The organism is Halobacteriovorax sp. DA5 (assembly GCF_002903145.1).
Taxonomy (GTDB): Bacteria; Bdellovibrionota; Bacteriovoracia; order Bacteriovoracales; family Bacteriovoracaceae; genus Halobacteriovorax_A.
The window spans coordinates 232791-246578 of the sequence record NZ_PPDJ01000009.1 but is presented as its reverse complement, the minus strand read 5'-3'; the positions used below and the strand labels follow the sequence as shown (position 1 = coordinate 246578).

Below are 13788 nucleotides of genomic sequence, written 5' to 3'. Positions count from 1 at the left end.
TTTATTATTGTAAGAAGCTCTTAATAGCGTATAAACAATTATTAATCTTAGGCATTTCATCAATCACTTTTACTTTCCCCTTACTTGAAGAAGAAAATTTATTTTTTAAGTTACTAAAGAAATTACTAATCTTCTTGGCAACTCCAACATTACCTTCTGCCGATCCTGTTAAGTTTGATTTCAACTTTGGAACTAGGTATGCCTTATCATATTCATTGAACTCACTTGAGCGAGACAGAATCTCGTCAGCGATACTAGGCCCTTGAGCATCTCCATAAATCCTAATCATTTCTTTTCTAAGACCGTCATGAAGTGAGTCTTTAATCGCCTCGCGATTTGTCTTCTCCATATAATCTTCATCAAAGAATCCAACCATTTCATCTGGGAAAGTAATTAGTGGAGCAAGGTATTCCATTTCAGACTTAAAACCAGACATTTGATTAAAAATCAGAAGCTCTGGATCGATTAGGAAAGCCCCCATAGCACCTTTTGCATCGGCCACAGTCTTATCATCTGCAATAGAAAAACCAAATGTATATCCAGTATCAAAGTTTGAAGTGAAAGAAAGGAATGGGCTTCCTTGCGCTTCAATTGAGTGTTGTTTAAGCATTGTCGTTAAACGAGCAGTTTCGACAAATTTAGAGTCTGCATTACTTGGGTTTGAAGCAATCTTCTTACCATACATCGTCTGTAAAGAACGAAGCCTACGGTTATAAGTCCCTTGATTTCTTGTAAGAATTGTCGACATTGAGCCAAGGTTTGCTTGCTTAACAGCATCCTCATATTCTAGCTCTTGACCATTTACGATTTGTGGAAAAAGTCGATCTCCATAAGTTCCACGATATACTAGAACCTTATCTTTGGCTTCAATAGGGTTTCGCATGCGCTTAAGAATATGATTCCAATACGAATCTTCAATAGGAGTCATTTGCTCCCAGGGAAGATATTTTTCAAGAAGATCTGCAACACCTTTTCGGTCATTACTTTGAATAAGTGCTTTAAGCTGATGATTTTCAGCAGCTTTATCCAGCGCGGCCATTGCATTTTTTCGCGCTGTCTCTTTCGCCTTCATTTCTTTTTTCACAACTTTAAAATCACTTTCAAGCTGAGAGATTCCTTCTTCGATCGTTTTACGATCTTCATCGTAAAGCGCTGAATCACCTAATGCCTTAATTTTTAATTCTTCTAAAGCGATCTTTGCACGAAGGTCTCCATTTTTAGCATTATGTGCAATTTCAAAGAATGAATAGATATTTACGATATTCTTTTTCTCATTAATTTCAGATAGAAAGTTAAATAAAAGACTCTTTGAAGATTTAGTGATTGCTTCATTATTTGTTGAACGAATAACTTTTAAAACATGAACACCATTTTCTTCAATAGATGTATCAATTGCAAATGCTTGACCTTCAGGTAAATCCATAGAGTCTAGTGAAATTAAGACGGCCCTTGTTTCACTCGAATCATAAACTCTCTTTTGTAAGTTTACATTGTAATGTGCAACTAGCTCTTCTAAGTTACGGTCAAATAGGTCAGACACCTCTGTAACAGAATTTAAGTAAAGAGCAGGTTGATTACTAATCTCACCATCGACACTTGAGATCGATCGATCTTTTTGCTGACAAGACATTAGTAAGAATGAAAATACTAAAAATAATAATTGAATGCGCTTAAGGACGAGCCCCATTATTCATCTCCGATAAAATACTTGATATTTATCGGCAATTATTAAGAATTTCTTAATTGAAGCTATAAGAGGAACTGTAAATTCAGCTACTTAGAAAAGAAATTATTTGCGATTTCCTTCCTGATTTCACTTAATTTCTGGCGGTCATACCAATACTTAATGACTTCATTCGATAAGATCACCACTCCTTTTTGCGAGTGTGGCTCAATCCAAATTGAAGTACCTGTAAAACCAAGATGACCAAAAGTATCTTTATTGGAATAAATACCTGCAAGAGATGTTTCAGGATTTGTCACGCTATCCCAACCATTAATAAATCGATGATCACTTTCACGATTTGTTTTATTAATTAATTGATAATCATTATTTACTCTTAGAAGTGTTCGGCAAACGCCATCAATGGTTCCAAAGAGCCCTGCATGTGAAACTTTCTGCGCAATAACGAAAGCATTATCATCGTGAACTTCCCCATCAATGATATCTCGGTTTCGACGCCCCGTTGGCACACAGATCTCATCTTCGATATCAAGCCAATGCTTTATTTCTTCATCCCACATTGTTGAAACAAGTTCGTAAAGCCCTTGCTCCTTTTCGATTTCAAGTTGAAGTCTTAGAGCGCCAAAATCAGAATAAAGAGTTTCACTCTCTTTAATCTCATAAGAAAGAATTTGTTCTCTCCAAGTATCGACAGAGAGTCTACCCCAAGAATTCAAACCACCACGATGATTTAAAAGAAGCTTCATATCTTCAGAGAATAGCTCTGGTTTATTTAAATAAGCAAAACCAAGCGTAAGAGGCTTTGTCAGAGAGGCCAAATCAAAATAAACCTTTTGACCTTTTAAAAATGGATTTTCAAAAAAAGAAAATGTTTCATACGTACTTTTTTTGAAGTCAATATAAGCAAAAGCAAGGCAGTTAAAATTATAACTGCCAAACTCTGCTTTTATTTTGTTTGTTAATTCTGTAATCGACATTACTTGTTGCGAATCACGGCCTGTGCTGCTGCAAGACGAGCGATAGGAACTCGGTAAGGAGAACAAGAAACATAGTCTAATCCAATTCTATGACAGAAGTCGATTGATTGTGGCTCACCACCATGCTCTCCGCATATTCCAACGTGAATATCTTTATTGGCACTTCTACCTTGCTCTGTTGCAAACTTAACAAGATAACCAACACCTTCTTGATCAAGAGAAACAAATGGATCATTTGGAAGAACTGATTTTGAAATATATTCAGTTAAGAAACGTCCAGCATCATCACGAGAAAGTCCAAAAGTTGTTTGTGTTAAGTCATTTGTACCAAACGAAAAGAAGTCTGCATGATTTGCAATCTCAGCAGCAGTAATAGCAGCACGAGGAAGCTCAATCATTGTTCCAAGTTTGTATTTGAACTCTTTATCACCTTTTGTCTTATTAATTGTTTCAACAAGAATTTCTCTTAAGATTGATAGTTCTTTTGCTGTTGCAACAAGAGGAATCATAATCTCAGGTCTAACATCAACACCTTCAGCAATAGACTCAAGAGCTGCTTGAGTGATAGCAGTTACCTGCATTGTATAGATTTCTGGATATGTAATTCCTAAACGACAACCACGGTGTCCAAGCATTGGGTTGAACTCGTGAAGTCTTTCACAGCCATCTTCAATTGTTTTAACTTCAACATCAATATACTCAGCAAGTTCTTTTTTCTCTTCATCTGAGTGAGGTAAGAACTCGTGTAGAGGTGGATCAAGAAGTCTGATATTAACAGGCATACCATCAAGGGCCTTGAATATTCCTTTGAAGTCTTCTTTCTGATAAGGAAGAAGTTTTGCAAGTGCTCTTTCTCTTTGAATTGTTGAATCAGCGAAAATCATCTCACGAACGGCAAGGATTCTCTCTGGCTCAAAGAACATATGTTCCGTACGACAAAGTCCAATCCCTTCTGCACCAAATTTAACGGCCGTTTCACTGTCTTCTGGGTTATCAGCATTAGTACGAACTCTAAGTGTTCTAATCTCATCTGCCCAAGTCATAAACTCAGCGAAATCTGCATTGATTTCAGCATCAAGTGTTGGAACCTCACCCTCTATAACTTCACCTGTTCCACCATCAAGTGTGATGAAGTCACCTTCAACATATTTCTTATCGCCAATCATCATCGTGCGATTCTTACTATCAACGAGAATGTCAGAACATCCAGCAACACAAGGCTTCCCCATACCACGAGCAACTACGGCCGCATGTGAAGTCATCCCACCACGAGCAGTTAAGATCGCCTGAGCGGCTGCCATTCCAGCAATATCTTCAGGAGAAGTTTCTTGGCGAACAAGAATAACCTTCACACCATTTTCGTGCATACTAGTGGCATCGTCTGAGTGAAATACAATCTTACCTGCACCCGCTCCTGGAGAAGCAGGAAGACCTTTTGCAATAATATTCTTTGTTGCATCTGGATCAAGTCTCGGGTGAAGAAGTTGGTTAAGTGCTTCAGGATCGATTTGCATAATCGCTTCTTCCTTCGTCACAATTCCTTCTTTCTCAAGATCAACAGCAATCTTTAATGCAGCTGCTGCAGTTCTTTTTCCATTACGAGTTTGAAGAAGATATAGTTTATCTGCTTCAATCGTAAACTCGATATCCTGCATATCTTTGTAATGCTTTTCTAGTTGCTGATAAAGTTCCGTTAATTCAGCAAACGCCTTAGGCATATATTCTTCAAGTGTTTTTTCATTTCTATTTGAATCATTCTTTGAACACTCGTTAATTGGAGCAGGAGTTCTAATTCCCGCAACAACATCTTCCCCTTGAGCATTTACAAGGTATTCACCAAAGAACTTCTTATCCCCAGTAGAAGGATCACGAGTGAAGCAAACACCTGTTGCACAATCATCACCCATATTTCCAAAAACCATGGCCTGTACGTTTACAGCAGTTCCCCAGTCTCCTGGAATATTATTAAGCTGACGGTACTTGATAGCTCTTGGGTTATTCCATGAACCAAAGACTGCTTCAATTGCTAGCCATAGTTGTTCCATTGGATCAGTAGGAAAAGCCTTTCCTGTTTCTTGTGCAATAATTTGCTTATAGACTTTTACTAATTTTTTAAAATCTTTTGCATCTAACTTTGTATCAGAATCAACGCCCTTTGCTTCTTTTAAATCTTCAAGAGTAGATTCTAAGAGTGAGTGGCTCATTCCCATAACAACGTTTGCATACATTTGAATGAATCTTCTATATGAGTCCCAAGCAAATCTCTCGTTACCAGACTTCTTGGCAAGGGCCTCAACAGTTTCGTCATTAAGTCCTAAGTTTAGAACCGTATCCATCATTCCTGGCATCGAAACTCTTGCTCCAGAGCGAACAGAAAATAGTAAAGGATTGTCTCCACCACCGAAAGTTTTCTCTGTTGAAAGCTCAACAAGCTTTAAAGACTCAATAACTTGGGCCTTAATTTCTTCATTTATTTTATTAGCTTTTTGATAATCGATACAGGCTTCAGTTGTAACTGTAAAACCTGGAGGGACTGGTAATCCAAGAGCAGACATTTCAGCCAGGTTGGCACCTTTACCACCTAGAAGATTTTTCATGCTTCTATTACCTTCAGTTTTTTCCTTTGAAAACGAGTAAACCCATTTACTCATAACTGCGCTCCTTGCTTAGTATAGAAAAAAGGCCACGAACTTGTGGCCCTTCAAAAAATTTATTTTAAATGTAGATTCTATCTCTTAAATAATTCTTAACTTGATCTAGTGCGATTCGCTCTTGATTCATTGAATCGCGATCACGAATCGTAACAGCGTTATCATCTAAAGAGTCAAAGTCAAAAGTGATACAGAATGGAGTACCAATTTCATCTTGACGACGGTAGCGCTTTCCAATTGAACCTGCCACATCATATTCAGCTGCAAACTCTTGTTGGAGTTCATTAAATAATTTTGTTGCTGGCTCATCTAATTTCTTCGTTAGTGGAAGAACAGCAACTTTAACAGGAGCAAGAGAAGGGTGGAATTTCATTACAACTCTTTCATTCTCTTTATCACCTTCATTTTCAATTCTAAAAGCATCACATAGAATCGCTAGTAGTGAACGATCACAACCAACAGATGTTTCAAGAACGTAAGGAAGGAATTTCTTATTTCCATCAAGTAGATCTGTGTACTTTAAGTTCTTTCCTGAAAACTCTTCGTGTTGGCGAAGGTCAAAGTCTGTTCTTGAGTGGATACCTTCCATCTCATCCCAACCATGTGGGAATTTATATTCAATATCTTCTGCAGCATCCGCGTAGTGAGCAAGCTCATCACCTAAGTGTGGATGCCATCTTAAGTTTTCTGGACGCAGACCATTTGATAAGTGCCAATTCCAACGAATTTCTTTCCACTGCTCCATTGCCTCAGCTTGAGTTCCTGGCTTAATGAAATATTGCATCTCCATTTGTTCAAACTCACGAGTTCTAAAAATGAAGTTACCTGGAGTAATTTCGTTTCTGAAAGCTTTACCAATTTGAGCAATACCAAATGGAAGCTTCTTTCTCATTGTTGATTGAACATTTAGAAAGTTTACGAAAATCCCCTGAGCCGTTTCAGGTCTTAGGTATACTTTTGAAGATGAATCTTCAACTGGCCCCATTTGTGTATTAAACATTAGGTTAAAATCACGTGGCTCAGTGAACTCACCAACAGCACCACAGTTTTGACAAGGAGCTGATGTATCAATTTTATCTTCGCGGAAACGAGACTTACATGCTTTACAGTCAACCATTGGATCGTTGAAACCATCAACGTGACCAGAAGCTTTCCAAACCATTGGGTGCATGAAAATTGAAGCATCAACACCAACGATATCTGAACGTAAAGTCATGGCCTTCCACCACTTATTCTTTAAGTTTCTTTTTAACTCAATTCCGTATGGGCCGTAATCCCAACAAGAAGATAGACCGCCATAAATTTCCGAACTTTGGAAAATAAATCCACGGCGTTTAGCTAGACTAACAATTTGCTGCATGTCCTTAATATTACTTTCTGACACAATGCCCCCTACTATGGTAAATAATTGCACAAAGTATACCCACTCATTCACCAATCGGCTAATTATTTTCCCATTAAGGTAAACGCCACCTTTTTGTAATATTACTAACTTATGCGTCATTTTTTGTTCAAAAACCGTGATTTTTCAGTCAAATATAAGCAAAAGCTAATAACAGTTCATGCAAGTAATTAGCGATAATTATAATCCAATGATCTAGCTCCAAAATTCAGATAAATATGGCGATTATCTATATATAAATTACTGAAATCACGATTTGATATCGCATACTTTTTGCGCTCGTGCTAAAAGCAGGTCATGAAAAAATCAGAAATTCTCGCCCCAGTGGGCAATATGCAAATGTGCTTAGCAGCAATTCACGGTGGTGCGGACGCCATCTATGTAGGAATGCCTGGCTTCAATGCCCGTGGAAGAACTCACGACCACTCAGTTGGTGAACTAAAAGAGATGATCGACATGTGCCACCTCTATGGAGTTAAGGTTCACGTGGCGTTTAATATTTTAATATTTGAAGAAGAGATAACAGATGCCATCGAAAGATTAAATGAAGTGGTGGTATTAGGTCCCGATGCTCTAATCATTCAAGATATTGGCCTTGCAAATCTTGTTCGCCAAATTTATCCAGATCAAGTAATACACGGCTCAACTCAAATGACTGTGACAAATCATGATCACATCACTTTCTTAGAAGATCTTGATATCAAACGCTTCGTACTAGGACGCGAAAACTCAATTCCTGAAATAAAAGAAATTCGAGCAAATACTGAGCGAGAGCTTGAAGTCTTCACTCACGGGGCGCTGTGTGTTGCCTACTCTGGCCAGTGCTTTACTTCAGAAAGTATCGGCGGACGTTCGGCCAACCGTGGTCAATGTGCACAGAGCTGTCGCTTCTCTTATGAAATGTTTGTGGATGGTAAAAAAGAAGACCTCACGAAACATGGCCGTAAAATGAGCTATCTTGTGTCTCCTCAAGATCTTTGTGGAATTGAAGAAGTTAACGAACTTCAAGACATGGGCATTGACTCTTTTAAAATTGAAGGCCGTCTTAAAGGTCCTGCATATGTGTCGACAGCAGCAGGTGCTTTTAAAGCAAAACTTGAAGGGAAAGAAGTAAGTCAAAAAGAAATAGATAATATGGCACTTACTTATTCACGTGGCCTGTTTTCTGGTTGGCTTCATGGTGTTGACCATCAACAACTAGTAAAAGGTAACTACGGAGCTCACCGAGGAATTGAACTTGGTAAGATCAAGAGAGTTGATCCTCCATATTTAGAAATCGACACTGATCGCGAATTAGAAAATGGAATGGGCGTTGCAATTTGTGATGACAATAAAGGTATTGAAATTGGCTCATCTATTTTTAGTGTAAAAAGAAAAGGAAAACGAGTTAGCCTTTCTCTTGCTCATGATTTTAAATGGAAGCAAGTTCGCCCAGGTATGGATATCTACCTAAACTCTGACCCAAAGGTTGCAAAAGAGAGCGAGTCTCTAATTAGCGATATTAATAAGCAAAAGCGTATACCTGTTGAAGTAACACTGCTAGCAAATGCAGGAGAAAAGCTTACTTATATTATTACAGATGGCCAATACAAAGTTATTAGACAAAGTGATGACTTAGTAGAAGAAGCGAGAAAACCAGCTGATCTTGAGAAAGTTGAAAAAGATGCTTGTGCACTTTCGCGTACTATTTATTCTGTTTCAAAATTCGATTTAAAAACAAATGGTAAGTCTCCTTTCATTCACTCAAAGGCACTTAAGAAATTAAGACAAGAAGCTATTGAAGAATTGAATAGTCAAAGAGTTAGTGTCAAAGCACCAAAATCGCAATCATTTAAACTATCTAAAAAAGAAGTTTCAGAAAACGAGATCACACTAAACTTTCTTCTTAGAGATTTTGATCAGGTTAAGCAAGCATACGAAGTATTGAAAAACTGTGATTTTGAAAGACTTCTAATTACTTTAGATTTTGAATTTGGAAAAGACTATAAGCCCTCATTAGAGCTTCTTAAACAACTACCAAACTGCCAAGTTGGTGTTGCGACTAATAGAATTTTAAAACCTAAAGAATACCATCATTTAAATGTTCTGACTCGATTGGATCCGGATTTTATCCTTTGTCGAAATCTAGGGTCGTATCAATATTTAAGATCAAAGACAGATGTTCAATTGAAAGGAGATTTCTCTCTTAACGTTGCAAACTCTCAAACAGCAAATTATTTACTTGATAAAGGTTTTGAAACATTAACTTCATCATATGACTTAAATGCAAAACAACTAGAAAATCTTCTTACCAATACTGATGCTGGAAAGATTGAAGTTAATATTCATCAGTATATGCCAAGCTTTCACATGGAACACTGTGTGTATGCAGCATTCTTATCAGAAGGTTCTTCGTTTAAGGACTGTGGGAAGCCTTGTGAAAAACATCATGTAGAACTTAAAGATCAATTTGGAAATATGCACTTTATTAAAGCCGATCAAGAGTGTCGAAATACAATGTTCAATGCTATTGCACAAAGCTCAACTGACTTAATTGATGAGTTAATTGCAAAAGGTGTCTCACAGTTTAGAATTGAACTTTTAAATGAGCACGATGACAAACTTAAGAGTAAACTTGAAGGTTATCTAAATTTCTTCAATGGAAAGATTTCAACGAATGAGTTAAAATCAATGTTAGGCACTCAGGAAAAGTACGGAATTGGTACAGGGATGCTAATGAAAGAAGATACTTATCAAGCGAGAAAGAATTAATGGCAAAAGCCAACAAGTGGTTTGTCTATATTATAGAAACTCAAAATGGAAAGCTCTACACAGGTATTACAACTGATGTAGAGCGCCGATTTGAAGAACACAAAAATGATCCGAAAGGAGCAAAGTTCACTAAAGCAAACCCTCCTAAAAAAATTCGTTTCACAGAAGAGCACCCTGACCGCTCAAGTGCGAGTAAACGAGAAGCCCAAATAAAAAAATTAACACGTCCCCAAAAACTGACATTAATCAAGAAATCGTAAATATTAATACCTACTAGGGTATTGAATTCTTGTACTTCAATTAGAGATTTTATAAATATCACATATGAAATTACTAATTGCATTTATCTTCTCAAGTATAACTTTTGGGGCATTCACAGAAGTTCGCTACGACTTATCAACACATAAAGAGAAACAAATTTCTCGAACTAAAAATAAGAAAGTTCTTATTTTTCTTTCACCAAGCTGTCCTTGCTCCCAAAAACAATTTGATTACATAAACTCTCTTGCAAAAAAGTTCAATAATATTGAATTTATTGGTTTTAGCTCTAACAAGCATATAAGTAAAAAGAAGGCCCTTGAGTACTTTGATCAATTCAAAATTAACTTTCCAATCTTTATCGATCAGGATCTTAAGTTTGCAAATAAGATGAATGCATTAAAGACCCCACATATTTTCTTATTAAATGAGAAAGAAGAAGTTATCTATCAAGGAGCTGTGACAAATAAGAGAAGCCCTGAATTATCGACGAAATTTTATTTAAATGATGTGCTAACTGCACTCAAAAATAATAAAGAGCTACCATATAAAGAATCAAAAGCACTTGGTTGCTATATCGCGAGGTAAATATGATTAAGACACTAATTACACTACTTATGACAGCTTCAATTGTTGCATGTCCTTACCAAATAGAATCTCAAAACTTATGTGTTGATCTTGAATGGACTAATGGGCCTTTTGATGGAAAACCATCTACATTTGAAGCCGTTGTCTTTGATAAAGATTCACTAGAGAGAGTGACACCGCAAGATTTAAAAGTATATGTATGGATGATGATGGCCAATGGGCATCAACATGGTGGGCCTGCAATCAATTGGTCATTTAATGAAGAGTCAATAATCAATGGAAATGCTAAGTTCTTCATGGGACATATGAAAGGTTACTGGCAAGTTCGCTTTGAATTAGACGGCGACATTACAGCTATTGATGTGGAGCTTAAGAAGTAATGAAACTATTGTCACTTACACTTCTATTCTTACTATTTACAAGCTGTGGAGATTCTCCCTTTTCCGGTGGTCTTAAAGAGTTAGTTAGTGGAGTTGATAATATTTCTAACGAAATACGTTTTGATACGGAGGCCTTAACTATTTTGAGACAGTGGAATAAAGGCCCAATAGTTTACGATAGTTCAACACTTACAATTACATTTAAAGACTCAGCAAATAACTTGAAAGATCCTGCAGGTGAATTCTCTGCCTACATCTGGATGCCAGATATGGGACATGGCTCATACCCAATTACTGTAACGAGAATAGCTACTGGAGTTTATCAACTTACTGATATCTATTTCACAATGGGTGGCCTCTGGGATTTTCACTTACAATTAAAAGATAACGGAAATTTATACGACTCTATATCATGGCCTCTTACACTTTAATTCTATTTACAATTTTCTATACTATTAGCACTTATGCGTCTTCATGCTGTGGCGGCGGAGCAAATATACCTAATATTATTCTTGGTGATCACCAATGGGAGGCAAAAATTAATTATGCCAACTCAGCAGTAACAAGTGAAGCCGGAGTAGATGGTAAGATTCATAATATTAATTCTAAAAATGAAGTAACAGAAACAATCGCCTTAAAAGGCAGTTATCTAATTGATAGCTACTTTCAATTTGCCTTAGATATACCAATCAAAAAAAGAACAGTTGAGTCTCCAACCCAAAGGACGAGTACCACAGAGATAGTCGATCCAAGCTTTCAATTTACTTGGGAGTTCTTACCGGAGTTAACTTATAATCTCATTAAGCCTCGTGGTTTTATATTCTTTAAACAGTTAATTCCAAATGGTAATTCAATATACAGCTATAACGATCCTCTATTGTCAGACTCCCTAAGCCGTGGTGTTTTTGAATCAACTCTAGGTTTTGCATTTTTTAAGGTAGTATACGAATACGATTATTCATTAACACTAGAAGGTCACTACGGTTTTAAAAGAACGATAGACAATAAAGAAGTAGAGCCAGGTTTTGGGTACTCTTCTTCCTTAGGATTTGGTTATAATCCAAATGCAACTATGCGCTTTGGAACTTCTTTAACTTATTGGCAAGACAGTGCCGTTAAGATAGATGGCATCGAAGGTGAAAACAAATACTACCTTTCAACGAGTTTCAATTACTCATATATGTTTACGAGAAGCTCTATTGTCTTAAATTACTCAGATGAAACAATTTTAAATATTGCAAAGAATACAAATTTAGCTAAGGCCATTTCACTTACATATAAAGTTTTTGAAGATCTATAATAATAAGCTTAGTGACTTATAATGTTCACGCTGCACGTGTTGATGGTAGCAAATATAATTCACTAATTGATTAAGATCCGACTTTTGAATATGTGTACTAACTTTATAATCCGAATACTTACTTGCAGCTACGTTAAGCATTTCGTTTCGAAGGCTCTTTCCCTCTTGCCCATTTACCAATCGTTGCTCTTCGAGACTTAAATGTGAGAAGTGAATAAAGCCACCTTGTTCAATTGAGAGTGACACAAAGTCATTATCACCAATTTCAACACCAGAGACGGCGCATGTTTCAGTTCGAGGAAAAATCCCCAATTCGACCATCGCCTTTACTAGAAAAATAAATAGTTCATGATTAGGATTAAAATCGCTAGCAGTAACTCGACTTTCCAAGCGAAAGATTGCATTTGAAAGAAGTCGAAAAATACCTTCATGACTTTTTTCACTTAAATCAAGATCATCTTTGTGCGTAATCTGTGGAGCAAAAGACTGACAAAGTTCGCAGAAAAAACAAAGAAGGTAGAATGCCATTGGATTATGTGAGATATTTTTATGACACCATTTTTCAACATGATCCTTACTAGTCAGTATTTCGAAACTATTTTTAACTCGGCCAAAGCCAACTTTAAAAAGATAACCAACTTGCAAGATAGAAGATACTTTCCTCTTTCCTCCTCCCTGTCCACCATAGAACATCACAGAAATTTTATTTCCGTTTCTGAGGAGTAAATTTCCAATCAAGTGTTTGTCTTGATATGGAATTTTGTTAATAAGAATGCCTTCTAATTCAACCATAATAATAAATCCTGACTCATTATAAAGAGATAATCACATATCTTGTAGTGAATTCTTTCCCACCACTTCTTCCCCTTTTCAAGAGCTCCAATGTATTGAAATTCCTCTCCAAATCGTCCTCCGCGACCTATCATTTGAAAATTTGTCGATTCATTTGGTTTATAACTAATATAAATATTCTCTATTCCATGTAAATTAACCCCGTGACTTAAGGCGCTAGTTGCAATAATTAAATCAGAGGGTGCCTGATTCTCTCTGACAACAAAATCCTTAACCTCTCCCCCCACGCAATAATCACAAGAAACACCTAATCTTTGAAAGAACTTATTCCAAAAAAAGACTTCTTTTCGTGACGAGCAAAACAGAATTGTTCGTCCCCTCTCAAAGAACAACTGCTCAAAGATAAGCTTCAATAAAAGAAGTGGCTTAATTAACATCCTCTTCTTTTTATACATATTTTTCTTTTGAAAATTTCCGATATTTAGAAAACAAAAATGCCTAAAATTATTTTCAACATCTCTTTCAATCACTCCATAAAGTTCGTCAGTGATTGTCGCACTTAAACCAATCACCTTTGTATTTCCAGAGGAAGAGATTTGATAGAGAAAATCAAGCAAGCGTGGACGAAAAGACTCTCCCCATTCGTAAAAGAGATGAAATTCATCAAGCACAAACAAGGAGTTGGATTTTAAAGCAAACTCTAAATCATCCCGAGAAAGCGACTCCACTGTCGTTAAAAAGATTCCTTTGTCAGAAATATTATTCACAACACAGTCCCTCTCCTTCAAATCTTCCAGTATTGAACGCAGCGGAGAGACAATAATAATCCTTTCAAAGTCCTCTAATAATTGCCAAATAAGTCTTGTTTTCCCCCAGCCCATAGGGGCCATAAATAAAGTGAATGAATGCTCTCTATTGACGATCTGTGACAAAGTTGCTTTAAAATCCATACCCAAGAGGTGCAAGAAGTGGTAAAAGAGTTAAAGCTATAACTCATTAAAATTA

12 protein-coding genes are annotated in these 13788 nt (G+C 36.7%); 6 read left to right on the top strand and 6 right to left on the bottom strand.

The window, feature by feature from the left end; translation table 11 throughout:
• Window positions 1-4 precede the first annotated feature (4 nt).
• The 4 genes from C0Z22_RS13735 to C0Z22_RS13720 all read right to left on the bottom strand — a co-directional run bounded on the left by C0Z22_RS13735 (window position 5) and on the right by C0Z22_RS13720 (window position 6696).
• Entirely contained in the window at window positions 5-1687 is a 1683-nt protein-coding gene (locus C0Z22_RS13735) for a hypothetical protein (protein ID WP_103218940.1), read from the bottom strand.
• 86 nt (window positions 1688-1773) lie between these two features.
• A complete protein-coding gene (locus C0Z22_RS13730) occupies window positions 1774-2661 on the bottom strand; it encodes a serine hydrolase (RefSeq protein ID WP_103218939.1) in 888 nt (295 codons plus the stop codon).
• On the bottom strand, window positions 2661-5312 hold the full coding sequence (ppdK, locus tag C0Z22_RS13725; RefSeq protein WP_103218938.1) for a pyruvate, phosphate dikinase: 2652 nt from the start codon (window positions 5310-5312) through the stop codon (window positions 2661-2663). The genes C0Z22_RS13730 and ppdK overlap by 1 nt, the downstream gene beginning before the upstream one ends.
• Window positions 5313-5376: 64 nt before the next feature.
• Window positions 5377-6696: a glycine--tRNA ligase gene (locus C0Z22_RS13720; RefSeq protein WP_304466325.1), complete on the bottom strand. Its 1320-nt coding sequence runs from the start codon at window positions 6694-6696 to the stop codon at window positions 5377-5379.
• Between the two features lie 315 nt (window positions 6697-7011).
• Between C0Z22_RS13720 and C0Z22_RS13715 the strand changes: the two genes are divergently transcribed.
• The 6 genes from C0Z22_RS13715 to C0Z22_RS13690 all read left to right on the top strand — a co-directional run bounded on the left by C0Z22_RS13715 (window position 7012) and on the right by C0Z22_RS13690 (window position 11991).
• Window positions 7012-9465, top strand: coding sequence for a U32 family peptidase (locus C0Z22_RS13715; protein WP_103218937.1), 2454 nt, complete (start codon window positions 7012-7014; stop codon window positions 9463-9465).
• Complete coding sequence (locus C0Z22_RS13710) at window positions 9465-9725, top strand: GIY-YIG nuclease family protein (protein ID WP_103218936.1); 261 nt, start codon at window positions 9465-9467, stop codon at window positions 9723-9725. The genes C0Z22_RS13715 and C0Z22_RS13710 overlap by 1 nt, the downstream gene beginning before the upstream one ends.
• 64 nt (window positions 9726-9789) lie before the next feature.
• On the top strand, window positions 9790-10311 hold the full coding sequence (locus C0Z22_RS13705; RefSeq protein WP_103218935.1) for a redoxin family protein: 522 nt from the start codon (window positions 9790-9792) through the stop codon (window positions 10309-10311).
• 2 nt (window positions 10312-10313) lie between these two features.
• On the top strand, window positions 10314-10691 hold the full coding sequence (locus C0Z22_RS13700) for a hypothetical protein (protein ID WP_103218934.1): 378 nt from the start codon (window positions 10314-10316) through the stop codon (window positions 10689-10691).
• Window positions 10691-11122, top strand: coding sequence for a FixH family protein (locus tag C0Z22_RS13695; protein ID WP_103218933.1), 432 nt, complete (start codon window positions 10691-10693; stop codon window positions 11120-11122). Before C0Z22_RS13700 ends, C0Z22_RS13695 begins: the two co-directional genes overlap by 1 nt.
• On the top strand, window positions 11104-11991 hold the full coding sequence (locus C0Z22_RS13690; RefSeq protein WP_103218932.1) for a hypothetical protein: 888 nt from the start codon (window positions 11104-11106) through the stop codon (window positions 11989-11991). The genes C0Z22_RS13695 and C0Z22_RS13690 overlap by 19 nt, the downstream gene beginning before the upstream one ends.
• Here the strand turns inward: C0Z22_RS13690 and C0Z22_RS13685 are convergent.
• Together C0Z22_RS13685 and C0Z22_RS13680 are read right to left on the bottom strand one after the other, a co-directional pair.
• Complete coding sequence (locus tag C0Z22_RS13685) at window positions 11986-12783, bottom strand: DNA repair protein RecO (protein WP_103218931.1); 798 nt, start codon at window positions 12781-12783, stop codon at window positions 11986-11988. The genes C0Z22_RS13690 and C0Z22_RS13685 overlap by 6 nt on opposite strands.
• A complete protein-coding gene (locus C0Z22_RS13680; RefSeq protein ID WP_146037907.1) occupies window positions 12771-13733 on the bottom strand; it encodes a DEAD/DEAH box helicase in 963 nt (320 codons plus the stop codon). Before C0Z22_RS13680 ends, C0Z22_RS13685 begins: the two co-directional genes overlap by 13 nt.
• Window positions 13734-13788 lie beyond the last annotated feature (55 nt).